Here is a 21502-nt window from a genome sequence, read left to right on the forward strand (position 1 = left end):
GTTGGCATGGGGCTTCTACGGCCCGTTTTCCCGATCGAGTCTGTCAAGTAACCAAAAGACTCTATACGGTTCGCCATAAGCCTCTCACGAAGGAGGAACTCGGAATGGCCAAAGACACCGTTCGGTACCCGGACGAGGTCGTCGACGAGATCGACACGCTCGTCGACGACGGCGTCTTCGAGAGCAAGTCCGAGTTCTACCGCTTCTCCGCGGAGTACGTGCTCGCGCTCGTCAGCGACGACTGGGAGCCGGAGACGTTCAACTACGGCGAGATCCGCGACGAACTCGACCTCCAGGAGGAGCCCGTGCTCATCGGCGCCGACGGCGGTCGCGACTTCCTCAACGCGGTCATCACCGTCCGCCAACTCGGCCTGCGCAACGACTTCGACGAGGCCGAGCAGTTCATCGACGAGAACTACGAGACGACCGACCGCTCGGGGATGATCCTCGAGGAACTGCTCCGCGTCTACCGCGATCGCGCCGAGAACGGCTCGACCTCCGGCGTCTGATCCGCCCCGTTCCGTCCTGTTCCGTTCCGTCCGGCTGCCGCCCACTCGGCGTTGTGCTCCCGGTTCGTCCGCGATCCGTCAGCCTCGACGGCGGCGACCCGTTCGTGGGCCCGGTCGAACGTGTTCGGGAACACCGTTAGTCCCCGCCGCGGCGTGTACCCCACGGATGCGGAAGAACGAGCTCGTCCATCTCCACGCGCTCCTCCGGATAGCGGCCGGCTACCTCTCCACGCGCGGCGAGCTTCCGGACGACGCTCTCCAAGCCTACGAGTCGCTCGGGGTCACGCCGATGTCGATGCGGGCCGACCGCGAGGACCACGAGGCCGCGGTGCTCGCGCTCGCGACGGCGCTCGCGGCGACGACAGGCGGGAGCGACGACGGGGCCGAGGAGTCCGGTGGGGTGCCGAACGCCGCCCCCTCGGAGGCGTCGACGCGGGCGATCGAGGAGTCGCCGCCGGGGTCGTCGCCCGAGTGAGCGGTCCCGACGGGTCGCGACCGGTACCGTCTACACCCCTCCGTCCACACGGGCCCGTATGCGACTGGAACAGTACTGGGGCGTCGGGCCGAAGACTGCGGAGACGCTCCGGGGGTCTCTCGGCGAGGAAGCCGCGATCGCCGCCATCGAGGCCGCGGACGTACGCGCGCTCGTCGACGCCGGCGTTCCCCGCGGTCGCGCGACCCGCGTGCTCCGCCGGGCCAACGGCAAGGAGGCGATGGACCTCTTCGGGACGCGCGACGCCCGCGAGGTGTACGACGACCTGCTCGACATCGCCGCGAGCTACGCCGTCACCGAACACGCCGCCGACCGCGTCCGCGTGCTCACGCCGCTCACGAGCGACGAACGGCGCGAGGAGCGCCTCGACGACGTCCTTGAGGCCCGCGACGCGTGGGCCGACCTGAGCGAGGCCGACCGCGAGGCGGTGCTGTCGGCGTTCGCCGAGTACGACGAGGCGGGGGGAACCGACCGCGCGGCCGTCGAGTGCGCGCTCGCGCTCCGGGAGGCGGGGCTTCGCGGGGGGACCTTCGCCGCGCTCGACGGCGTCGACGAGGAGGGGCTCCGGGAGGCGGCCGACGCGCTGGCCGCGCTCACCGAGGACGGCGTCGCCGCCGGCGCCGACGAGAGGCTCGACCGACTGCGCGAGCGCGCGACGGCCGCCCGCGACCTCGCGGACTCGGCGTTCGACGTCGTCGAGACGGTGCGCGAGCGCGGCGCCCGCGACGCCGACGCGTTCCGCTCCGCGGTCGTCGAGTACGTCGCCGAGGAGACGGGCCTCACGCGCGGTCGCGTCGAGTCCGCCGGACCCGAGGGCGCCGTCGACGGCGCGGACTTCGTCGGCGCGACGCTGCGCACGCTCGCGGACGAACTGGAGAGCGAGGCCGACGAGCGCGCCGCCGAGGTGCGCGCGGAGCTGGAGGCGGACGTCGAGGCCGGCGGCGCCGACGTCGACGCCGTCGCCTCGGCCGTCGGCACCATCGCGTTCCTGCTCTCGCTGGCGCGGTTCGCCGTCGCCCACGACCTCGCCCGACCCGTCCTCGGGGGCGACGGCGTCGCGATCACGAACGCCCGCAACCTGTTCCTCTCGGGCGACGTCCAGCCGGTCACCTACGCCGTCGGCGACCACGACCTCGATATCGAGGCCCCCCACGGGAACCGCGTCGCCGTCCTGACGGGCGCGAACTCCGGGGGGAAGACGACGCTGTTGGAGACGGTCTGTCAGGTCGTGGTCCTCGCCTCGATGGGACTGCCCGTCCCCGCCGACGCCGCCGATGTCGGCCGGTTCGACACCGTCGTGTTCCACCGCCGGCACGCCTCGTTCAACGCCGGCGTGCTGGAGTCGACGCTGAAGTCGGTCGTCCCGCCGCTGGTGAGCGAGGGTCGGACCCTGATGCTCGTCGACGAGTTCGAGGCGATCACCGAGCCCGGCCGCGCGGCGGACCTGCTCAACGGACTCGTGGAGCTCACGGTCGACCGCGGCGCGGTCGGCGTCTACGTCACCCACCTCGCGGAGGACCTCTCGCCGCTGCCCGACGCCGCACGCGTCGACGGCATCTTCGCCGAGGGCCTGACGAACGATCTGGACCTGCTCGTCGACTACCAGCCACGGTTCGGCGTCGTCGGCAAGTCGACGCCGGAGTTCATCGTCTCGCGGCTCGTCGCCAACGCCGGCGACCGCGCGGTCCGTCAGGGGTTCGAGGAGCTCGCGTCCGCCGTCGGCGAGGAGGCCGTCCAGCGGACGCTCTCGGACGCGGAGTGGGCGCACGGCGAGGAGTAGTTCGGTCGCGCTCGGAGGCGTTCGAGCGCGGACTGCCGGTCTGTGCGAGCCCCTCGGACCGATCGCGTCAGTCCGCGGTCGCGACGGGGGAGTCGCGGCCGGAGTCGTCAGCGTCGCGGTCGACGGCGACCGCGTCCCGCTCGTGCCGGAAGATCCCGCGATGCTCGTGGACGACCCACGTGTACGGCACCTTCGCTGCCACGTCCATGAACGTCACGAGCATGGCCGTGCCGAGCGTGGAGACGAGCCCGAATCCGACGGGGCTCGCCAGCCAGATGACGGGGTACAGCAGCCAGAGGACGCCGACCTGATTGCGGAGGCGGAGGAACAGCCGCTTCCGCTCGGGCGACGTCGCCCTCGCCCGCCGCGGGTACTGGACGAACAGCACGTACAGCATGAGCAGGAACGCCAGCGTGGAGACGGTGAACGCCCCCCACCGGAGCGTCCCCGCGGTGGTCGTCGCGACGAAGCCCGTCAGGATCATCGTCGCGTCGAGGCCGACGGCGCCGAGGACGACCGAGCGGTCGACGTCGACGACGTGGCCGGCGTAGCCGACGAGCACGGGCGTCGTGACGAGCCAGTCGAGATAGCGCACCCCCTCGACCTCGTAGCCGTTGATCGAGATCACGCCGATACCGAGGGTCATGCCGGCGTACGACAGCCCCGCGAACGCCGGGATGATCATCAGGTACCGGAACTTCCCGGCCTCGGCGTCGAGATCGCCGTCGCGCAGCAGCCACGTCACGACGACGACGCCGACCAGCATTCCGAGCGTGCCGACGCCGTAGACGACGGAGTCGACGCCGCCGAGCGACGGCGAGAGGAGATCGCCGATCATCGGTGCTCACCTCCGTGGACGGCGTCGCCGCCGTCGCTCATCGCCGGTCTGCCGGCCCCGCCCCGGCCGCCGGACCCGGAGGCCGTCGGCGTCTCCTCGGCGGCCGACTCCCGGACCTCGAACTCCGAGAGCACGTCGAGCAGGTCGTCCGAGCGCGCTCGGAACGTCTCCGACTCCTCGACGACCGCGTCGACGGCGGCCGACTGCTCGCTGGCGGCGGCGTCCGCCTCGGCCGCGCGGTCGGCCGTTCGGTCGCTGTTCTCGGCGAGGTCGTCGATCGTCTCGGAGACGCCCGCGGCGGCCGACGCCTGCTCGCCGGTCGCGTCGCTGATCTCGCGGACGCCCTGATCGAGGTCGTCGACGGCCTCCGCGATGTCGTCGAGGCGGTCGACGGCCTCGGCCACGGTCGTCGAGCCGTCGCTCACCTGCTCGCTGGTCCGTCGGATCGCCTCGACCGCGCGCTCGGTCTCGGTGCGCACCTCGTCGATCATCTCCGCGATCGCGTCGGCTCGGTCACCGGTGTCCTCGGCGAGCCCCTTGACCTCCTCGGCGACGACCGCGAAGCCGTCGCCGGCGTTGCCGGCGTCGCTGCCGGCGCGGGCGGCCTCGATGCTCGCGTTCAACGCGAGCATGTTCGTCTGCTCGGCGATGTCGCGGATGAGCTCGGCCGCCTCCGTGATCTCGGCGGTCGCGTCGTCGAGCGTCTCGATCCGGTCGACCGCCTCGCTCATCGTCTCGTCCACGTCGCCCATCGTCTCGATGGCGTCGCCGGCGGCCGTGCGGGCCTCCTCGGAGGCGTCCGCCGCCTCGTCGGTCGTCTCGACGAGCGACTCGGTCGTCGCCGCCACCTCCTCGGCGGTCGCCGAGAGGTCGGCCGTCTCCTCGGCGCCCGTCCGGGCGGTCGCGCGCTGCTCGTCGGTCGCGGCGTCGATGTCGTCGGTCGCCGCGAGCACGTCGTCCGTCCGGTCGTCGATCTGTTCGGCGGCCGCGCGGACGTCGGCGGCCCCGTCGGCCACGTCGCCGGCGAACGTGTCGACGCGTGCGAGGGCGGCCTCCAGCTCGTCGACGGCGTCGTTGAACGCCGTCCCGACCGTCTCCATCGCCTCGTGCTCGTGGTCGACGTCGACCCGACGGCGTAGGTCGCCGTCCGCGACCGCGCGCATCGTCCCGGCGTAGTCGGTCGCCGTCCGCTGGTAGTCCTCGGCGAGCGACTGGGCGCGCGACTCCGCGGCCTCCGCCTCCGCCCGCGCCTCGTCGGCCTCCTCGATCCGGTCGGCCAGCGAGCGACGCATCCGGTCGACGGAGCTGTACACGCGGCCGAGTTCGTCGATCCGGGACGTCCGGACCTCCACGTCGAGGTCGCCGTCCGCGATCGCTTCGGTCTGTTCCTCCAGCGTCCGCATGGAGACGACGGTGTTGGTGCCCAGATACGCTCCCAACACCACCTGTCCCGCGGTCGCCATCAGTATCGTCCCCACGACGTTCCGCGTCACGAGCCCGTAGCCGACGGTCGCGCCCGTCGTGAGCGCGAACCCGACCAGGAGCTTCGCCGCGAAACTTCGTCGGAGTAGTTGTACCATTCTATCCGCGTGCTCGGACTGATGGCATATCAAGGCGGCCCGCAAAATATCGAATGTGAAGTCTATACCGGGAACGGCGCGTGGGCGGCGCCGCGTTCCGGAGCGTCGATCGCCGTCGCTATCCGAACGAGCCCAGGCTCGACTGGCGTGCGGGCTCGCCCTCGCCCTCGACGACCTCGTACCCGACGAGGTCGCGAACGTCGACGGCGTACGTCGTGCCGCCGTTCTCCAGCACGAGGACCCGCCCCTTGGTGCCGACGACGGTGCCCGAGGCGAGCGTCTCGGCGACCGGCCGCCCGACGAGGTCGAGGCCGTAGTCGAACGCGAACGACGCCTCGTAGTCGACGCCGGCGAGCAGCGTCGACCAGGCGTCCTCGTCGACGGTCGCCCCGAGGCCGTCGACCTTCGTCGGCACGCGGACGCGATCGGGGAGGCCGTCGGTGTCCGGCGAGCCGTTCCCGGCGGCCGCGGCGCTGTCGCCCGTCCGATCACCGTCGACGCGCTCCAGCCCGTGCGCGGCGATCCCGGCCTCGATCTCGCGGGCGATCCGGCCGTTCTCGACGGTCCGCAGGTGGACCGCTCGGTCGGCCCCCTGCTCGCGGAGGCGGGTGTCGAGTCGCCAGTCCCTCGTCACGCCCACTTTGAACGTGTCCGGGGCGAACGCGGCGACGTAGATCGCGTGGTCGTCGAAACAGTCCATCTCGTCCTTGAGACACGCCCCGGTACACCGCGCGCACACCCACGTCGACCGGTGGTCCTCACAGTACGGCGCGGTCTCGTTCCCGCAGGCGACGTGTCCCCCGTCGTGGACCGTGCCCGCACAGCGTCGATCGCCGAGGCGCCACGACAGCTCCGTTCCGGCGTCCAGGGCGACTCGGTCGACCTCGCCGGTCGCGGCTCCGGGCGGGGCGTCCGGATCCGGGGCGCCGTCGCTGACGAACAGCGCGCCCGCCGGCGTCTCGTAGCCCACGATCTGCACGAGGCGACGTAGCCGGCCGGGCGATAAATCGGTGTCCATCGTCCCCGAACCACACTCTGACCTCCATTCCCGACCGTCGATCGGCCCCCAGTTCCCGATCCGCCGTCCGATACCGGACGCGATTCTATATCTGCTTTATCACATAATACCAATATCTATAAGATAGAATTTTATAGGTATGCGTACCGTGTACATGTGGCATGGAACGGGACGGCTGCAAGTTCAGACGTGACGTACTGAGGGGGGTCGGCGCGGCGGTCGCGGGCACTGGACTCGTCGGAGTGGCGAGCGCCGGTGGCCCGGAAACCGTCGAGGTCAACGTGGGGTACTCGGCCCCGAGCGGACTGCGGGCGGCACGGGCGGAGGCGGCGGCGGTGGTCCGCGAGTTCGCGTTCGACGCGCTCACGATCCGCGTGAGCGAGAACGCGATCGCGGGGCTACGCCAGCGTCCGGACGTCCGCTACGTCGAGGCCAACGGAACGATGCACGCGATCCACCACCGCGACGGCCACGACGGCGGCCCCGGTGGCGGCGACGACGGCGGTTCGACGAGTCAGACGCTCCCGTGGGGAGTCGATCGGGTCGACGCCGAGACGGCCCACGCCAACGGCGACACCGGCGCCGGGGCGGACGTGGCGATCATCGACACCGGTATCGACTCCGACCACCCGGACCTGCAGGCGAACCTCGGGGAGGGGAAGGCGTTCGTGAAATGCAAGGGCGGGGACTGCAACGTCGCCTGGGACGACGACAACGACCACGGCACACACTGTGCGGGCATCGCGGACGCCGACGACAACGACGAGGGCGTCGTCGGCGTCTCCACGGAGGCGACGCTCCACGCGGTGAAGGTCCTCGACAAGCGCGGCTCCGGGAGCTTCTCCGACATCGCCGCCGGCATCGAGTACACCGCCGACCAGGGGTGGGACGTCGGCTCGCTCAGTCTCGGTGCCTCCTCCGGCTCCCAGACCGTGAAGGACGCCTGCACGTACGCCCACGACAGGGGTGTGCTCCTCGTCGCCGCGGCGGGTAACGACGGACCCTGTACGGACTGCGTGGGCTACCCCGCCGCCTACAGCGAGTGCATCGCGGTGGCCTCCTCCGCGAGCGACGACACGCTCTCGGACTTCTCCTCGACGGGTTCGGAGGTCGAGCTGATCGCTCCCGGGACCGACATCTACTCCACGATCCCGGGCGGCTACGACACCTTCTCGGGCACGTCGATGGCCTGTCCGCACGTCTCGGGCGCGGCCACACACCTCATGGCGAACGGCTACACCAACGAGGAGGCCCGATCTCGGCTCAAGAGTACGGCCGAGGACGTCGGGCTCGCCGACAACGAGCAGGGAAGCGGGCTGCTCGACGCCGCCACGGCGCTGGGCTACGACTCCGGCGACGACTGACGGGCGGTCCGGCGACGACCCGTGGTTTCTTTTCGCGGCATACTGACTCGAAGGCATGGCAGAAACGCTCGACGCGACGCTGACTGTCGCGCCGTCCGAGGACGGACTGACCCTCACACTGACGGTCGAGAACGTCGGGGACGGGGACGTCGACCTGTCGTTCCCGGACGGCCAACGAGCCGAGTTCGTCGCGGTCGACGCCGCCGGCGACGGCGACGGCGACGAGGTCTGGCGCTGGAGCGGGGGGAGGGCGTTCGCGATGGCGCTCGGGAGCGAGACGCTCGAACCCGGAGAGGCGGTGAACTACGAGGGGAACTGGGCGTCGCCGCCGCCGGGGGAGTACGAGGTAACCGGGTCGCTGGCGTCGACAGGCGCCGACGCCGACGCGTCGATGACCGTGGTCGTGCCGGACGGCGCATAACGCGAGGGGTCCGTTCGAGCGCGGCTCGTGCGTCCTCAGTTGTTGCCGGCGGGCCGACCCAGCGAGACGTCGCGGTCGTTGATCCGGCGGATCGAGTCGGCTGCGTCTGCGTAGGCTGTCTGGCGGTACTGGTTCATACTAACGTCTACGACCTCCGACAAGAAATAGTTTTTCCACTAACGAGTAAATAGTTCATGCTCGATATCGAGCCCTCAACGCAGCTCTTCGAGCAGGTCCCGCGTCGCGGCGCGGACGGCGTCGTCGCTGGAGGCGGGCGGCTCCCAGCCGAGCGCGGCGAGCTTCTCGACGGAGAGGCGCATCTTGGGCACGTCGCCGGTCCAGCCGCGGTCGCCGCCGGTGTAGCTGTACTCGGGGTCGAGGCCCATCTCCTCGGCGACGATGTCGGCGATGCGGTTGACCGATGTCGTGGTGCGCGAGCCGAGGTTGTACGTGTTGAGGTCGCGCTCGCCGTGCTCGACGACGTGGCACATCGCGTCGACGCAGTCGGTGACGTGGAGGTACGACTTCTCCTGGCGGCCGTCGCCGAGGATCTCCAGTTCGTCGGGGTCGGCCTGCAGCTTCTGGATGAAGTCGGGGACGACGTTGCCGCGCTGGTACGGGCCGACGATGTTCGCGAAGCGGTACACCCACGCGGTGAACCCGTAGCTCTTCGCGTACGTCGAGATGAGCGCCTCGTCGGCCAGCTTCGAGGAGCCGTAGATGCTGATCGGCTCCAGCGGGGCGTAGTCCTCCGGGGTGGGGCGGGGGGCCTCGCCGTAGACGGTCGAGGAGGAGGTGAACGCGAGGTTCGAGACCCCGGCGGCCTCCATCGCCTCCAGGACGTTGTACGTCATCTCGGCGTTCTCCTCGAACAGCCGGCGGTCGTCGTCGAAGTTCGTGTCCGTGTACGCCGCGAGGTGGAACACGACGTCGAGGTCGGCCGTCACCGCCCCGCGCGTCTCCGCCTCGTCGGTCAGGTCGGCCTCGATCACGTCGACGCCGTCGGGGATCCGATCGCGATCGCCCTTCGAGAAGTCGTCGGCGACGCGCACGTCGGCGCCGTACTCGGACTGGAGGTGTCCCGCGAGGTGCGAGCCGATCAGGCCGCCGCCGCCGGTGACGAGCGCGGCGGTTCCGGTCAAGTCCATGACGTTCTCGGGGTGAGCGCGCTGAAAAGGTCTTGCGGTCCGAGGTCCCGACCGCGGTCGGGCGGACGGTTCGATCCCCCGTGCGGCCGGTCAGATCTCGTCGGCCGCAAGGGCTGCCAGCGGCTCGTCGATCCCGAGCAACTCGGCGCTGCGTTCCCACAGGCGGCGCTGTGCGCGCGGGTCCTGCGCCTCCGTGGAGGGCTTCTTCTCGCGACAGTCGGCGAAGTACCGCCCCGTCGCGTCCGCGACGTCGTCGGCGACCGCGAGGTACACCGCCGTCGCGGCGCCCTCCGCGGGCGTCGTCGCGAAGGGGAGCCGACCGAGCGCGCGGGCGACCCGCGAGAGCGGCCCCGGGAGGTCCCGGAGGAATCCCGATCCGGGGATCGCGCCGGGGTGGAAGCTGTTCGAGGTGACCTCGCGGTCGGAGGCGCGGAGGCGGCGGGCGAGCTCGGCGGCGAACTGCGCGTTCGCCAGCTTCGAGCGCTGGTAGGCGCCCCACGAGGAGAAGTCATCGACCGACTCGACCGCGTCGAGGTCGATCCGGTCCCCGCGGTGCGCCTCGGAGGAGGTGGTGACAACCCGGGCGTCGTCGGTCAGATCGTCGAGCAGCTCGGCGGTGAGCTGGTACGGCGCGAGGTGGTTCACGTGGAACGTGTACTCGACGCCGAGGTCGGTGAGTCGCGCGTCGCGGAAGTAGCCGCCCGCGTTGTTGAGTAGGAGGTCGAGCCCGTCGTCGCCCGCGGCGTGTCGCGTCGCGTCCGCAAGTGCGCTCACCTCCTCGAGCTCGGCGAAGTCGGCGGCGACGAACTCGGCGGTGCCCTCGTTGACGCCGGCCTCGATCTCGTCGACCACCGCCGACCCGGCCTCCCCGTCGCGGCCGTGAACGATCACGTGCGCCCCGAGCCGTCCCAGCGAGAGGGCCGCCTCCTTTCCGATCCCGCTGGTCGACCCGGTCACCAGCGCCGTCCTCCCGACCAGTCGTTCGTCGCCGACGCCGGCGATGTCCTCGGGGTAGTTGCGCATGTGCGTCAGAAGTGGCTCGGGTCGGAAAGCGCCATCGGCGGCGGTGACGGGTCGGAGGGCTCGCTGCGCTCGGCGTTACGGGCCCTCTCTGCGGCTCGCCCACAAGCTCGGCGCACCTGTTCCGAGGGCTCGCTGCGCTCGCCCTCGCATGCGAAAGCGAACCGCCCTTACGCGGGCGCGTCGTTCCCCACGTATGAACGACGACGTCGTCGTCCTCCGGTACGGCCACCGCCCCGGCCGGGACGACCGGATGACGACCCACGTGGGGCTCACGGCGCGTGCGCTCGGGGCCGATCGCGTGATCCTCCCGGACAACGCCGGACAGTCCGCCGAGACGATCCGCGACATCACGGACCGTTTCGGCGGGCCCTTCGCCGTCGAGTTGCGCGACGACCAGCGCGCGCTCACGCGCGACTGGGCGGGAACGGTCGTCCACCTCACGATGTACGGCGAGCGGGTACAGGACGTCGAGGCTGAGATCCGCGCGGACTCCGTCGACGATGGGACGCCCCTCCTCGTCGTGGTCGGCGGCGAGAAGGTCCCGTTCGACTTCTACGACGAGGCCGACTACAACGTCGGGGTGACGAACCAGCCCCACTCGGAGGTCGCCGGCCTCGCCGTCTTCCTCGACCGACTCTTCGAGGGCGAGGAGCTGGATCGGGAGTGGGCGAACGCCGAGCAGGTGGTGGTTCCGCAGGAGACCGGGAAGCGTGTGGTCGACCCCGAGGCGGCCGACGCGGAGCGCGTCGGGGACGGCGACGAGGACCGGGAAACCGAGACGTAGGTTCGGGAGAGACAGGGTCGGGAACCGTGAGAGGAACGCGAGTCCGCAGAACCGTTATCGCCGCCGCGACCGCCGATTCAGTGGTCGTCCTCGCGCCACTTGTGGTCGCACTCGGTGCACGTGAAGAAGCGCGTCTCGGATTCGTCGGCCGAACGTATCTGCTTCATCTCGTAGCGCACGGTCTGCACCTCGTCGCACTCGGGACACTTCTGTTCGACCGTCGGCCCGATCTCGGACTGGTCCATCTCGGAGACGTCGACGACGGTGCTACCCTCCTGTCCCTGGGTCGTCGTCATCGCCGCCTCGGTCGCCTCGTCCCGGAGCTCCTCGTACCCGCACGAGCCGCACACCCACGTGTCGCCGTCCGCCTTCATCATCGATCCGCACTCGTCGCAGAATTGCATGTCTCCGTGGTCCGCCGTCTTCATACTTAAGCCCCGGGGTCTCCCCGGAAGGGCCTCGGACGCGACTATCGCCGGCCGAACGGCGACCGGCGACGCCGACCCGATCGGACGGCGAGCGCTCCCGTCCGGTCAGCCGTCCCCCTCGGACTGTCCGGGCTCACCGACGGCTTCGACCGGGAGGACGTTGTTGAGGTCGGCGTACAGGTCCTCGGGCGAGTCGAACGTCTCGCTGGGGCACTCGGCGACGTACTCGCCGAGGTTCCCGTCGCCGTCCGAGAACCGGAGCGTCACGTCGGAGAACCGCTCCGCCGCGTGATCCCGGGCGACGGGGTAGGTCAGTTCCTCGAACAGCGACTCCACCCGCGACAGTCTGACTGTCGTCATGTACGCCGTTACTACGTCGTCGGTGGATATCACTGTGGTGTCGGATCCCGGTCGTTCTGTAATCGGTCGGCGCTCGCTGGAGATTCGACTGATCTCACCCGTTCGAGGGAACGGTGCGCCGGCTACTCGATCGGTCGGTACCGTCGCTACGGACAGGGGACTCACGTATCGCTCAACACGGGAGAGCGACGTACCAGCACGATCCGAACCTACCAACTCCATGGCATAGAGAACGTGATGAATACGGGGGAGTCTTCATCCGCTGCTGCCCGAACGCGTCCTGCTGTAGGATGCATTGAGCAGCGAACCGCCCGATAACCTCGTCGCTTCGGGAAGCGGGAACGTGTCCGTCGTCGACCGCGGCGACTAGGTCCTCGAACGGGGATGCGGTGGGGGGTCTCTTGCCCACGCCATCGCCGACAGTGAGGCGAGTTTCCAGCGAGACTCGGATACGGCCCATACGACCCTCGAACGGCGGTCGACCTCGACGGAGGTATACAATCCAGTGTCGTTGTCACGGACACCGATCCGTCATCGACCGGGTCACTTGAGACGAACCGACGGACGGCTATCGAGGGCATCCATCATGCGCCTGTGGCTGACGTATCCGTCGTCGGAACGATCAAGCACTCGGTTGATCCTCTCCATCGCCTCCCATAACCGCTCATTGGCGTCCTCGCGACAGCCGGCGGTGTCGAATCGATCGGTAGTCGAGAACTCATCCATCCCCGTCTTCAGCCTGAGTACCCATATCGGATCGACTGGCCTGCCGGGACAGGCTCGCCTGCCGGAAACTCGGACAGGCTTGGTCTCCGCCCCGTACTCGGCCAACCGCTTGTACTCGATCCGTGAATCGGTCTGTTCGGTGATGCTCCACGATGTCGGCGGAAGTTCGGGCTTGAGTTCGTACACCAGTCGTCTCCCCTGATCGCCGCTCCTTGCGTTCAAGCACGGTACAGCATGGCGTGTCTCGGCGATATCTCCGGGGACATATCCCCGATCTCGCGTTGTACTTTAGTGATATCTGACATCTGTAGTTCCCAGTGTGAGCGTATCATCCTTTCCACCCCATCTGTTCCGTTCCGTGCTCAGGGAGAACCTGGTCGACGGCGTCACTGTTCTCTGATAGGTTCCCGTGTCTTCATGATGTCCTTCGGGACCGCTACACAGCCCAGCACAGCGATCGTAGTACCGATCACAGGAGTTGCGACTCGAGTCGAGAGTACCCGGACCACCACGGCGAGGATCGTCCGATCCGAACTCTCACGAGCCCACCCACGGAGTCAACACCGTATTCTGTTTGGGCCAGACTGAGCGGGGGATCGGATCACATGCTTCGGTGGCGACCCCCGTTTGGGGATCACAAATATCCGACGCTGAACTGGGTACTATCCGTTCCGGCGACGGTGTCTCGGTTACTCGGTAGCCGTACGGATGGTGAGTAGTTTCGCTAAGAACGGGGAGTCTATCCACCGCGAGCGAGCGCAGCGAGCGAGCGGGCCAAGGAACCCTCGAAGCGCGGCGAAGCCACGCTGAGGGGGTGACGCGGTGCTTTTGATCCACATTTTGCAAGCGAGGAGCCGAAGGCTCCGAGCGCAGCAAAAGGTGGATGGTCAGACCCACCTACCGGCTGTTTCGGTCGAAGAACCGTCGGATCGATCGAACTCCCACGGTGTCAACTGTTCCGCTCCGCCGTCGCGACCTACTCGAAGTCGGGGTCCCGCTTGTTCACGAACGCGTCCATCCCCTCGCGCTGCTCCGGCGTTCCGAACAGTCCCGAGAAGACGCGCTGCTCGTACTCCAACCCCGCACCCAGCCCGGTCTCGTAGGACTGGTTGATCGCCTCCTTGGCCGCCGCGACGGCGAACTTCGGCTGGGCCGCGAGATCCGCGGTCAGGTCGGCGATCCGCGACTCCAGTTGGTCGTGAGCGACGACCTCTCCCACCATGCCGTACTCGTGGGCGTCGGTCGCGTCGATGCGGTCGCCGAAGAGGATCAGCCGCCGGGCGACCTCGTCGTTGACGAGTCGGGGGAGCCGCTGGGTACCGCCCCAGCCGGGGACGATCCCGAGGTCGATCTCGGTCTGGCCGAAGACGGCGTTCTCGGCGGCGACGCGGAGGTCACACGCGAGCGCGAGCTCGCAGCCGCCGCCGAAGGCGTAGCCGTTGACCGCGGCGATGGTGGGCGCGGGGAACGTCTCCAGCGAGCGCGCGATGTCGTGACCCAGTTCCGCGTACGCCTGCGCCTCGGGCGTGCCGAGGTCCTTCATGTAGCTGATGTCGGCGCCGGCGATGAACGCCTCATCGCCCGCGCCGGTGAGCACGAGCGCGCGCACGTCGGCGTCCTCCGCCTCCGCGACGGCGGACCGAAGCGCCTCCAACGTCTCGACGTTCAGGGCGTTGAGTTTGTCCGGACGGTCGATCGTGATCGTCGCGATCTCGTCGTCGATGTCGAGGATGACGGTGTCTGATTCGGGCACGCCAGTCGCGTCGCGGCGTCGCGACCTAATCGTTTCCCCGGCGGCACCTCGCGGGGTCGCGTGCGCCGCAACCGGGAGGCCCAAATACTCCCGCTGGGAACTCCTCGGCGATGAGCGACCTCACCGACGAGGAACTGGAGCGGCTCGCCGACGTGGTGCGGCTCCAGCCGACGAAGAACAGCGAACTCGGTGACCGGTGGGGGATGGACAGCGGCAGCGACGTGCACAGCTATCTGGAGGCCCACCTGACGGACTACTACTACCGGGACGACAACAGCCTCATCCGCGCGACCGCCGAGGCCGCCGACCTCACCGGCGCCGAACCCGGCGTCGTCGACGACGAGGACGACCCGAACGCGGTGCCCGAGCGGATCACGGTCCCCGAACTCCACGAGCAGGTGTTCCGCGTCGTCGCCGACCACGACGAGCGCTCGGAGTCGGTCGTCTCCGTGCTGAACAAGGTCCGCGAGGAGTACGGCGTCGACCCCGAGGCCGGCGACGTGCGCCGCGCGCTCCAGAGCCTCCGCCGCAAGAACGTCGTCGAGGTGATCTACCGGACGGTGCCGACGTTCAGGTTGGCCGTGCCGCGCGAGGAGGTCGAGGTCGTCGTGGCCGCCGACGCCTGACGCGACTCGCCGATCGTCGACCGGCCGCAGCTCGGCGCGTCGACCTCTCACCGCCACACGGGCATCGACCTCTCACCCGGCCCTCCCCGCTCGCTCGTGCTCCCGCTCCCGGCGCCGTTCCAACAACTCCCGGATCCCCTTCCCCGGACCGCCGTCGATCGGCCACCCCTTCGTCCGCCACTGCGGCGGCTCCGGGGAGAACTCCGGACAGCCGCCCTTGCACTCGGCGGCCGTCGGCACCCGTCCTTTCGCGGCGCAGTGCGGGACGAGCGCGCGCCCCTCCCGGCGCAACTCGAAGTGTCGGCAGTCGGGCCGCATCGTCTCTCGGAACGAGCGCCAGCCCTTGCCGTAGGCGCGCTCGGCCAACAGCAACCGGGTTCGTGAGTCGCCGTCGGCGTCGAGCGCGGTGGGATGCCAGACGACCTCCCCCGCGTCGGCGTGGACGCCGTCCGAGAAGTCGAACTCGAGGACGCCGACCTCCACGGGGATGTCCTCCAACAGCGCCGGCGACACCCGGTCGCCGGTCGCGGAGGTGGCGACCCACACCTCGTCGGCGAGGCCCGACTCCACGTCGTGGCGGAGCTGATCCGACAGGGCGGCCGCGGCGCTGGCGTCCAGATCCGGCTTGTTCTCGATCGCGATCACCCGCTCGACCCACTCGGGGTACTCGCGCAGGCGCCGGAACTCGATCCGGCCGTTCGTCCCGCGTCGCTTCTCGATCAGGTCGCGGCCGGCCGCGCGGTGGACGGCCTCGCGCACGTAGCGCCACGGGAACCCCGGATCGTCGAGGGCGTCGCGGTACCACGCGTACTCCCGGGGCGCCCCGCGGACGACTCGCAGGAGGTCCGAATCGAGGGTCCGGTCGCCGAACGCGCGTCGCGCCGCCAGCGCGACGGGGTCGACCTCCAGCACGACGGTGTCCCAGCGACGCTCGCGAGTGCCGAGCTGCCGCGCGACGACGACGGACCGGTCGCCCTCGGCGGGGTGCCAGGCGAGTTCGGCCCACCGGCTGACGAGCAGCTCGAAGGCGAACTCGCTGTCGCCGGCGCCCCGAAACATACCCGCAGGTGGCGCGGACGCGAACTAACCGGTTTCGGTGTCCCCGGTGGGCCGCCGTGCGGTCAGCTCTCGGGTCCGAGGAGGTAGCCGTCGGCCTCGGTCGCCTCGAGCTCGTCCAGATAGTCGTGGGCCTGCTCGAGGATCTCGCGGGGACCGTCCTGCGTGATCGTGTTGAGCGCCTGCTCGTAGTCGCGCCACTGCAGGTCGCGGTGTTCGGTCGACAGCTCCGCGGAGGCCTCGAACGAGTGGGCGATGAACAGGTGCACCGTCTTGTGGATGGTGTCGCCGCCCGCCTCGAACACGTAGTCGTACTCCTCGCGGAAGCCGTCGATGAGGCGGAAGTCCTCGACCCCCGCCTCCTCGGTCACTTCCCTGATCGCCGTCTGCTGGAGCTCCTCCTCCCCTTCGACCCCGCCCTTGGGAAACTCCCAGTCCCCGGGTCGGCTCTTCAGGAGCAAGTACTCCCTGCAGCCGCGGGTGTCGCGGAAGAGGATGGCTCCAGCGCTAGTCGCTTCGACCGGCATTGGCGAAAGGTAAGCCACCCCGGTTCAAGAGTATGTCGGAGCGGAGACCGCCCCATCGACCGGAACGACGCCTGTGCGGCGCCCAGCAACGGCGAAGCCGACTTCGGTCGCCCGCGTTTGAACGTTCGTCCCCATGCTCGCGTCCAGACGGCCACAGGGCGGCTCAGCCGGATCCGTGTGATCCCCACGCGTGCCGCTCCGCGGGTAGATGCGCTTTTGCCGCTCCGGCGAGACGGAGTGGGTAGACCCCAACTCATGACCTTCGTAACCAAGCTCCGGTTCCAAAGCGGGGACCGAGCCGCGCTCGACGACACCGTCAACGGGCTCCGCGAGATGCTGGAACGAAAGGGCGCCGAGTGCAAGGGCCCACATACGGAACCCTCCGAACGCATCCGCGTGCCGCTGTACGAGGGTCTCTCCTCCGGCGACGAGCTCGACGACTGGACGTTCGAGGTGTTCGCGCGCCGCCTCGAGATCCACGGGAACGACCACATCGCCCGCGAGGTCGGTCACATGGACTTCCCCGACTCCGTCCACGTCGAGATCGAGCTCGAACAGAAGAAGCCGCTCGGCCACCGACAGAACTGAGGCGACTGACGACGGATCCTCGCTCCCGTGTACGTCCACGTCAACGCCGCCGTCTCCGTCGACGGGAAGCTCTCCTCGCGCCGCCGCGAACAGGTTAGAATCAGCGGCGCGGACGACTTCGACCGCGTCGACCGGATCCGCGCGGCCGCCGACGCCGTGCTCGTCGGCGTCGGCACCGTCCTCGCGGACGACCCGCACCTCACGCTCGATGAGGAGGACCGCCGGGTCCAGCGCCTTCGGGACGGCCGTTCCGGGAACCCCACCCGCGTCGTCGTCGACTCCCGGGCTCGGACCCCGACGGACGCCCGGGTCCTCGACGACGAGGCGACGACGTACCTGCTCGTGAGCGACGAGGCCGACCGCGACCGGCTGGCCGACCTCCGCGACGCCGGCGCGGAGGTCATCGTCGCAGGCGGCGACGACGGCCGCGTCGACCTCCGGACGGCCCTCGACGCGCTCGAACGCGAGGGGATCGAGCGAGTCATGGTGGAGGGCGGCGGCGAGGTGATCGCCTCGCTGTTCGACGAGGACCTGGTCGACGAACTCACCCTCTACGTCGGCTCGCTCGTGATCGGCGGCCGCGACGCGCCGACGCTCGCTGACGGCGAGGGGTTCGTCGAGGACTTCCCGCGGCTGGATCTGGTCGACGTCGCGCGCGTCGACGACGGCGTGTTGCTCTCGTACGAGACTTGAAATACGGTGACGGGGCCACCCCGTCGCATGCGCTGACCCCTCACCGTCCGTCGCTCGGCGGGTGCGCGACTCACCGACGGACGCGACCGTGCCCCGAGTCGCCTGTTCGCTCTCCTCGACAGCGACGGCGTTCGCGATGACGAGGGACGGTCTCGGGGGCACGTCCCGCGGGTTCGCGGTCGTGCGCGACGTCGACATTCGAGTGGAACGGTTAACACGCCAACTCGCCAATCGAACGGTATGAGCAGCAAGACTGCCGCCGGAGAACCCGTTCACGTCGAGAGCGAGGACCAGTTCGCGGAGCTGACGGGCGAGGGGCTCGTGCTCGTCGACTACCACGCCGACTGGTGTGGCCCGTGTAAGATGCTGGAGCCGACGGTCGAGGAGCTCGCGGCCGAGGTCGACGGGCTGACCGTGCTCAAGGTCGACGTGGACGAGTTCCAGGGGCTCGCCGCCGACGCGGGGGTACGCGGCATTCCCGCGCTGCAGTTCTACGCCGACGGCGAGGAGGCCGAGCGCCTCGTCGGCGTGCAGGAGAAGGACTCGCTCCTGCAGGTCATCGACCGACTGCAGTAGGCGACCCCGAGGACGCGGATCGAAGCCACCGGCTCGCACCCGACTGCATTCTCCGGCGCCTCGATCACTTCGTCGGCTCGAACGCGTCGACGAGCGCGTCGTGGGCCTCGCCGTTCGAGGCGATCAGCCCCTGCGATCCCGGGCGCCAGCGATCGCCGTTCACGTCGGTCGCGCGGCCGCCCGCCCGCCGTATCAGGTGGACGCCGGCGGCGGTGTCCCATGGGTTGAGCTCGACCGTCGAGACGACGGCGTCGAGCTCGCCGGTCGCGACGCCCGACAGCGCCGCCTGCGCGCAGCCGAAGCGTCGCAGATCGCCGAACTCCGCGAGGACTGTGTCGACTGCGTCCGTCAGGCTCCGTCGGTGGGACCGGGACACGCCGAACACGGGGTTGACGAGGAACGCCTTCGGGTCGTCGGTATCGCTCACCGTCACGGGGTCGTCGTTCCGGCGTGCTGCGTCGTCGCCGGCGACGTACAGGTCGCCGGTCGCCGGGGCGTAGTTCGCCGCCGCGACGGGTTCCCCGTCGCGACAGACGGCGACGCTCGTCATCCAGACGCGGTTCCCCTTCGCGTAGTTGACAGTCCCGTCGATGGGGTCGACGACCCAGGCGAGTCCCGTCTCCGGCACGGACTTCAGCGCGTCGTCCTCCTCGCCGACGACCGCGTCGTCGGGGTACGCCTCGCCGACGTACTCGATGACGCGCTTCTGGACCGCACGGTCGACGGCGGTGACGGCGTCCATCGGCCCGTCCGCCTTCGTCTCCACCTCGAGCGGCGAGCGAAACGCGTCGAAGGCGACGCTTCCGCCGCGTTCCGCCGCGGCGACGGCGGTCTCGACTCGTCCGTCGGTCCCGGCCGGCGGGGACGGCTGATCGGTCATACGTGTCGGTCGGGCTCCGGGTACAAGCCTCGGTCGATCCGGCGACCGGTTGGGCGACCGTCCACGACCGCCGCGGTCGGTCCGGCGACCCGCGATCAGTCCACGCGGCCGACCGCCACGTCGTGACCCGCGGCGTTCTCGTGGTCGGCGGCGAGACGGGCCGCGTCGCGCTCGGTGTCGCTCAGGTGTTCGGTGGGGCAGTCGTGACAGACGACGTGGAACGTGTGCTGGCGCATCTCGGGAGCGGCGTCGGACGGGAGCGTGTTAGGTATCCGCGGGCTAACGGCGCTGAAAGAGCCGAAAAACGGGACTCCGTGCGTGTGTTCACCTCCAGCAACGACTACGGGGACTCGACCGACTCCGGCGGTCCTTCCCGGTCGAGGTCGGCCGCACGCGAACGAACTTGTTCGACGACGGACGGCGGGGCTTCGAACTCCAGGTCGACCTGTGTGGCGTCGTACTCCTCGCGCTCGACGTGCCCGTTGTCGTGCACCCACGAGACGAGGCTCATCGCGTCGTCGGACAGGGGGAGCAGCAGCCGCTCGCGTTTCCAGTCGGGGAGCTCCGCCTCGACCCGCTCGCGCAGTTCCTCGACCCTGTCCCCGGTCAGTCCCGAGACACACACGGGGGTCGGCGCCAACGCGGACAGCGCCTCGCGCTTGCGACGGAGTTCGGCGTCGTCGAGGCGGTCGACCTTGTTGAACACGGTGACGATGGGCGCCTCGTTGCGCTCGTACAGCGTGTCGTGGGAGGTGACGAGCTTCTCACGCATCTCCTCGACGGGCTCGCTGGCGTCGACGACGAGGAGCACGAGGTCCGCGTGATACACCGACTGCAGGGTCGACTCGAACGACTCCACCAGCCAGTGGGGCAGGTCGGAGATGAACCCGACCGTGTCGGTGAGCAGCACGTCGCGCTTGCCCGTGTTCGCGCGGCGGGTCGTCGTCCCGAGCGTCGTGAACAGCTGGTTCCGTGACTCCGCCGTCGAGTCGATGTCCGGGTGCCGCTCCGCGTTCTCGTCGACGTCGAGGTCGTCGGCGAGGCGGCGAAGCAGCGTCGACTTGCCCGCGTTGGTGTACCCCGCCAGCGCGACCAGATCGAAGCCGGACTCGCGGCGCTGCTCGCGACGCTTCTCCTCGGTCTCCGCGATGGAGTCGAGCTCGTCCCTGATCCGACTGATCTGGGCCTTGATGTCGCGCTCGCGCGACTCGTCGTACTCGCCCAGTCCCATGAACCCGGGGCGCTCGTCGCGCTTCGCGAGGCTCGCCTTCACCTCGGCGCGCGGGAGCTCGTAGCGCAGCTCCGCGAGCTCGACCTGGAGCTGTGCCTTGCGCGTCTGCGCGCGCTGACCGAAGATGTCGAGGATGAGCGTGAAGCGGTCGATCACCTCGGCCCCCTCGGGGAGCTTCGACCCGATGTTGAACGTCTGGTACGGGCCGACCTCGTTGTCGATGATGACCACGTCCGCGTCCTCGCGCGCGACGAGGCGCGCGAGCTCGTCCGCCTTTCCTTCCCCGAAGTGGTAGGCGGCGTCCTGATCCCGGGTCTGCGTCAGCGATCCGGCCACCTCGTACCCCGCCGCGGCCGCGAGGTCGGTGATCTCGGTCAGGTCGGCGCGTCCGCGGTCGACGCGCTTCGCGACGATCGCCGTCGGCGCCTCCCCGGTGTGGCGGTCAGGGATGGCTGTCCCCCACCTCGCGGTTCGGACGGTGCGGCTGAGTGTGCATACGCGCGAGTACGCGGTCGGAGGACTTCAATTCCGCGCCGGTTCCGTCCGGCGACCACCGATCGCGTCGTGCGATCGCCACCGCGACCGATCCGGGTCCGCCGCGCTCTCCGGTCTCGGCGTCGCCGTGACTGTCGGTGCCGGCGTGGCCGCCGTGTCGCCGCCGGCGTGGCTGTCGTGTCATCGGGTGATGAGTTGATCGCGAGCGTGTAGCTGTCCGGCCCACAAACGACTTAACCGGTGACGGCCCACACGGCGGTATGCCAGTACCGGAACTGCTCGTACAGTTGGATATCGACCCCCGACAGCTCGGGTTCGAACTCGGGACGGGGGCGGTCATCGGGGGGATCATCGGGTTCGCGGCGAAGAAGGTCGCGAAGCTGATCGCGGTGATCGTCGGGCTGGAGCTCGCGCTGTTCAAGTTCCTCGAGTCGCGGGAGGTGTTGACGGTGAACTGGAGCAAGCTTGGCGGGACGTTCGAGTCGCTCGGGTCGGCCGCGACCGCCGAGACGCCCCCGACGTGGGTCGAGACGATCCTCTCGACGCTGTCGGTGTCCGCCGGGTTCACCGGCGGCTTCTTCGTCGGATTCAAGCGGGGGTAACCG

At 69.6% G+C, this 21502-nt stretch carries 26 protein-coding genes; 11 read left to right on the forward strand and 15 right to left on the reverse strand.

Features of this window, described 5'->3' with window-relative positions; translation table 11 throughout:
* Window positions 1–104 precede the first annotated feature (104 nt).
* The 3 genes from GRX01_RS12410 (at window position 105) to GRX01_RS12420 (ending at window position 2782) form a co-directional block, all read left to right on the forward strand.
* A complete protein-coding gene (locus GRX01_RS12410; RefSeq protein WP_159667828.1) occupies window positions 105–509 on the forward strand; it encodes a CopG family transcriptional regulator in 405 nt (134 codons plus the stop codon).
* A 166-nt stretch (window positions 510–675) separates the two neighbouring features.
* Window positions 676–984, forward strand: coding sequence for a UPF0058 family protein (locus tag GRX01_RS12415; RefSeq protein ID WP_159667831.1), 309 nt, complete (start codon window positions 676–678; stop codon window positions 982–984).
* Between the two features lie 58 nt (window positions 985–1042).
* Window positions 1043–2782, forward strand: a complete 1740-nt coding sequence (locus tag GRX01_RS12420) for a DNA mismatch repair protein (protein ID WP_159667834.1) — start codon at window positions 1043–1045, stop codon at window positions 2780–2782.
* Between the two features lie 67 nt (window positions 2783–2849).
* Here GRX01_RS12420 and GRX01_RS12425 read toward each other — a convergent pair whose 3' ends face one another.
* The 3 genes from GRX01_RS12425 to GRX01_RS12435 form a co-directional block, all read right to left on the reverse strand.
* Window positions 2850–3620, reverse strand: a complete 771-nt coding sequence (locus GRX01_RS12425) for a bacteriorhodopsin (RefSeq protein ID WP_159667837.1) — start codon at window positions 3618–3620, stop codon at window positions 2850–2852.
* Window positions 3617–5200 carry a methyl-accepting chemotaxis protein gene (locus tag GRX01_RS12430; RefSeq protein ID WP_159667840.1) on the reverse strand — a complete coding sequence of 528 codons (1584 nt, stop codon included), beginning with the start codon at window positions 5198–5200 and terminating at the stop codon, window positions 3617–3619. Before GRX01_RS12430 ends, GRX01_RS12425 begins: the two co-directional genes overlap by 4 nt.
* A 118-nt stretch (window positions 5201–5318) precedes the next feature.
* Entirely contained in the window at window positions 5319–6179 is an 861-nt protein-coding gene (locus GRX01_RS12435) for a DUF2797 domain-containing protein (protein WP_321168076.1), read from the reverse strand.
* A gap of 200 nt (window positions 6180–6379) precedes the next feature.
* Between GRX01_RS12435 and GRX01_RS12440 the strand changes: the two genes are divergently transcribed.
* Together GRX01_RS12440 and GRX01_RS12445 are read left to right on the forward strand one after the other, a co-directional pair.
* Window positions 6380–7582, forward strand: coding sequence for a S8 family peptidase (locus GRX01_RS12440; RefSeq protein ID WP_159667846.1), 1203 nt, complete (start codon window positions 6380–6382; stop codon window positions 7580–7582).
* A 55-nt stretch (window positions 7583–7637) separates the two neighbouring features.
* Window positions 7638–8003 (forward strand): BsuPI-related putative proteinase inhibitor, encoded by a 366-nt coding sequence (locus GRX01_RS12445; RefSeq protein WP_159667848.1) that lies wholly within the window; start codon window positions 7638–7640, stop codon window positions 8001–8003.
* Window positions 8004–8215: 212 nt separating this feature from the next.
* On the opposite strand, the gene GRX01_RS12450 is transcribed toward GRX01_RS12445, so the two are convergent.
* Window positions 8216–9151: an NAD-dependent epimerase/dehydratase family protein gene (locus GRX01_RS12450; RefSeq protein WP_159667850.1), complete on the reverse strand. Its 936-nt coding sequence runs from the start codon at window positions 9149–9151 to the stop codon at window positions 8216–8218.
* A gap of 90 nt (window positions 9152–9241) precedes the next feature.
* The gene (locus GRX01_RS12455; RefSeq protein WP_159667853.1) at window positions 9242–10174 is read right to left on the reverse strand and encodes an SDR family NAD(P)-dependent oxidoreductase; all 933 of its coding nucleotides are present in this window, start codon (window positions 10172–10174) and stop codon (window positions 9242–9244) included.
* A gap of 193 nt (window positions 10175–10367) precedes the next feature.
* On the opposite strand from GRX01_RS12455, the gene GRX01_RS12460 reads away from it, so the two are divergent.
* Window positions 10368–10958 (forward strand): tRNA (cytidine(56)-2'-O)-methyltransferase, encoded by a 591-nt coding sequence (locus tag GRX01_RS12460; RefSeq protein ID WP_159667856.1) that lies wholly within the window; start codon window positions 10368–10370, stop codon window positions 10956–10958.
* A 77-nt stretch (window positions 10959–11035) separates the two neighbouring features.
* Here the strand turns inward: GRX01_RS12460 and GRX01_RS12465 are convergent, their stop codons facing one another.
* The 4 genes from GRX01_RS12465 to GRX01_RS12480 all read right to left on the reverse strand — a co-directional run bounded on the left by GRX01_RS12465 (window position 11036) and on the right by GRX01_RS12480 (window position 14225).
* Window positions 11036–11362, reverse strand: coding sequence for a transcription factor S (locus tag GRX01_RS12465; protein WP_159667859.1), 327 nt, complete (start codon window positions 11360–11362; stop codon window positions 11036–11038).
* A 129-nt stretch (window positions 11363–11491) separates the two neighbouring features.
* Window positions 11492–11746, reverse strand: coding sequence for a DUF5789 family protein (locus GRX01_RS12470; RefSeq protein WP_159667862.1), 255 nt, complete (start codon window positions 11744–11746; stop codon window positions 11492–11494).
* 543 nt (window positions 11747–12289) lie between these two features.
* Entirely contained in the window at window positions 12290–12658 is a 369-nt protein-coding gene (locus GRX01_RS12475) for a hypothetical protein (RefSeq protein ID WP_159667865.1), read from the reverse strand.
* Window positions 12659–13448: 790 nt separating this feature from the next.
* A complete protein-coding gene (locus GRX01_RS12480; RefSeq protein WP_321168077.1) occupies window positions 13449–14225 on the reverse strand; it encodes an enoyl-CoA hydratase/isomerase family protein in 777 nt (258 codons plus the stop codon).
* A gap of 110 nt (window positions 14226–14335) precedes the next feature.
* Here GRX01_RS12480 and GRX01_RS12485 point away from each other — a divergent pair, with 110 nt between their 5' ends.
* On the forward strand, window positions 14336–14851 hold the full coding sequence (locus GRX01_RS12485) for a DUF5797 family protein (RefSeq protein WP_159667871.1): 516 nt from the start codon (window positions 14336–14338) through the stop codon (window positions 14849–14851).
* Between the two features lie 72 nt (window positions 14852–14923).
* Here the strand turns inward: GRX01_RS12485 and GRX01_RS12490 are convergent, their stop codons facing one another.
* Both GRX01_RS12490 and GRX01_RS12495 read right to left on the reverse strand, forming a co-directional pair.
* Window positions 14924–15910 (reverse strand): DUF5787 family protein, encoded by a 987-nt coding sequence (locus GRX01_RS12490; RefSeq protein WP_159667874.1) that lies wholly within the window; start codon window positions 15908–15910, stop codon window positions 14924–14926.
* A 62-nt stretch (window positions 15911–15972) separates the two neighbouring features.
* Complete coding sequence (locus tag GRX01_RS12495; protein ID WP_159667877.1) at window positions 15973–16434, reverse strand: bis(5'-nucleosyl)-tetraphosphatase; 462 nt, start codon at window positions 16432–16434, stop codon at window positions 15973–15975.
* A gap of 255 nt (window positions 16435–16689) precedes the next feature.
* Here GRX01_RS12495 and GRX01_RS12500 point away from each other — a divergent pair, with 255 nt between their 5' ends.
* The 3 genes from GRX01_RS12500 to GRX01_RS12510 all read left to right on the forward strand — a co-directional run bounded on the left by GRX01_RS12500 (window position 16690) and on the right by GRX01_RS12510 (window position 18291).
* Window positions 16690–17022 (forward strand): uS10/mL48 family ribosomal protein, encoded by a 333-nt coding sequence (locus tag GRX01_RS12500; protein ID WP_159667880.1) that lies wholly within the window; start codon window positions 16690–16692, stop codon window positions 17020–17022.
* A gap of 27 nt (window positions 17023–17049) precedes the next feature.
* Window positions 17050–17715: a 2,5-diamino-6-(ribosylamino)-4(3H)-pyrimidinone 5'-phosphate reductase gene (locus GRX01_RS12505; RefSeq protein ID WP_321168078.1), complete on the forward strand. Its 666-nt coding sequence runs from the start codon at window positions 17050–17052 to the stop codon at window positions 17713–17715.
* A 240-nt stretch (window positions 17716–17955) separates the two neighbouring features.
* On the forward strand, window positions 17956–18291 hold the full coding sequence (locus tag GRX01_RS12510; RefSeq protein ID WP_159667883.1) for a thioredoxin family protein: 336 nt from the start codon (window positions 17956–17958) through the stop codon (window positions 18289–18291).
* A gap of 64 nt (window positions 18292–18355) precedes the next feature.
* On the opposite strand, the gene GRX01_RS12515 is transcribed toward GRX01_RS12510, so the two are convergent.
* From GRX01_RS12515 to GRX01_RS12525, 4 genes are all read right to left on the reverse strand, one after another.
* Entirely contained in the window at window positions 18356–19171 is an 816-nt protein-coding gene (locus GRX01_RS12515) for an inositol monophosphatase family protein (RefSeq protein WP_159667886.1), read from the reverse strand.
* A gap of 95 nt (window positions 19172–19266) precedes the next feature.
* Complete coding sequence (locus GRX01_RS18895) at window positions 19267–19407, reverse strand: hypothetical protein (RefSeq protein WP_201289592.1); 141 nt, start codon at window positions 19405–19407, stop codon at window positions 19267–19269.
* Window positions 19408–19511: 104 nt separating this feature from the next.
* Window positions 19512–20816, reverse strand: coding sequence for a GTPase HflX (gene hflX, locus GRX01_RS12520; protein WP_321168087.1), 1305 nt, complete (start codon window positions 20814–20816; stop codon window positions 19512–19514).
* A gap of 28 nt (window positions 20817–20844) precedes the next feature.
* Window positions 20845–21081, reverse strand: a complete 237-nt coding sequence (locus GRX01_RS12525; RefSeq protein WP_159667888.1) for a hypothetical protein — start codon at window positions 21079–21081, stop codon at window positions 20845–20847.
* Window positions 21082–21157: 76 nt separating this feature from the next.
* On the opposite strand from GRX01_RS12525, the gene GRX01_RS12530 reads away from it, so the two are divergent.
* Window positions 21158–21499 carry an FUN14 domain-containing protein gene (locus GRX01_RS12530; RefSeq protein WP_159667891.1) on the forward strand — a complete coding sequence of 114 codons (342 nt, stop codon included), beginning with the start codon at window positions 21158–21160 and terminating at the stop codon, window positions 21497–21499.
* Window positions 21500–21502: the final 3 nt, after the last annotated feature.

It is taken from the genome of Halobaculum saliterrae (assembly GCF_009831625.1).
GTDB lineage: Archaea > Halobacteriota > Halobacteria > Halobacteriales > Haloferacaceae > Halobaculum > Halobaculum saliterrae.